Here is a 1,002-nt window from a genome sequence, read left to right on the forward strand (position 1 = left end):
CTTGATTTTTACATGGCCATAAACTACTGTTTTCGGCCGCCACAAAAGATACCTTAAATTCACAATGACTGCAATTCACGACACTGCTTATCCAAGATTGAAACCAAATCCTGACGAACAGGAACTCAAACAGAATTTTTTGCCAATAAAAGCAGAGCTTGAACTACTCAATAAAAGCACCAGTGAGAAATCACCTCATAGCCGACTTGGTTTTATGCTTTCACTAAAATGTTATCAATGTTTAGGCTATCACATTCCAATCAACACAATTCCTAAACCGATTATCGAATATATTGCAAACTGCATTGATATCAAAGTGGATAAAGTAAAGCTACAAAATTACATGCAGCTCAAACAACGCAAGCGTCACAAAACAGTTATACGCAAATTTCTGTTCATCAATGAGTGCAAGCAGCAACGCAAGTCAATAATGAAGTCTGCTGGCTTAAAATCTGCGGCTATTAAAGAAAATTTAGCTGATATTATCAATGATATGCTTGAAGAACTAATCAAAAATAATTTTGAAATTCCGGCATTTTCAACATTGCTGAGACTTGCACGTGCTGCTCGAACTATAGTTAGCTCGGTACTGTACCAAAAAGTTAGCGACCAACTTACCGATGAGACTAAACAATTTTTTGATAAGTTATTGCTATCCACCTCACCAGTCCATGAGTTCACTAGTGGCTGGGAATATCTTAAACAAGAAATGAAAAAACCATCTGTCACAAACATTCGAGAATTTACAGATTACCTGGATCAGTTACGTAAGTGGCGAGATGAAAGCCCAATTGATCTTTCTGATATTCCTGAGCACCGTTTAGATCAATATGTTGCTGAAGCAATGGCTTTAGATATTGCCGATATGCGCCGTATTAAAGAAGCCAAAAGATATGCTTTATCAGCCATGTTGTTATATCATCAGTACGCAAAATCACTTGATAGCATTGTCACTGTGCTGACACGCTGGCTGCGTAAAATAAAAACTGATGCAGCGGAAGC

At 37.6% G+C, this 1,002-nt stretch carries 1 protein-coding gene; it reads left to right on the plus strand.

Going from position 1 to position 1,002, the window contains the following annotated elements; genetic code table 11:
• Positions 1-64 precede the first annotated feature (64 nt).
• Positions 65-1,002: DUF4158 domain-containing protein (locus OQJ26_RS19275; protein ID WP_265705285.1), on the plus strand; the 938-nt coding region annotated here is incomplete at its 3' end.

The organism is Legionella sheltonii, from assembly GCF_026191355.1.
Lineage (GTDB): Bacteria > Pseudomonadota > Gammaproteobacteria > Legionellales > Legionellaceae > Legionella > Legionella sheltonii.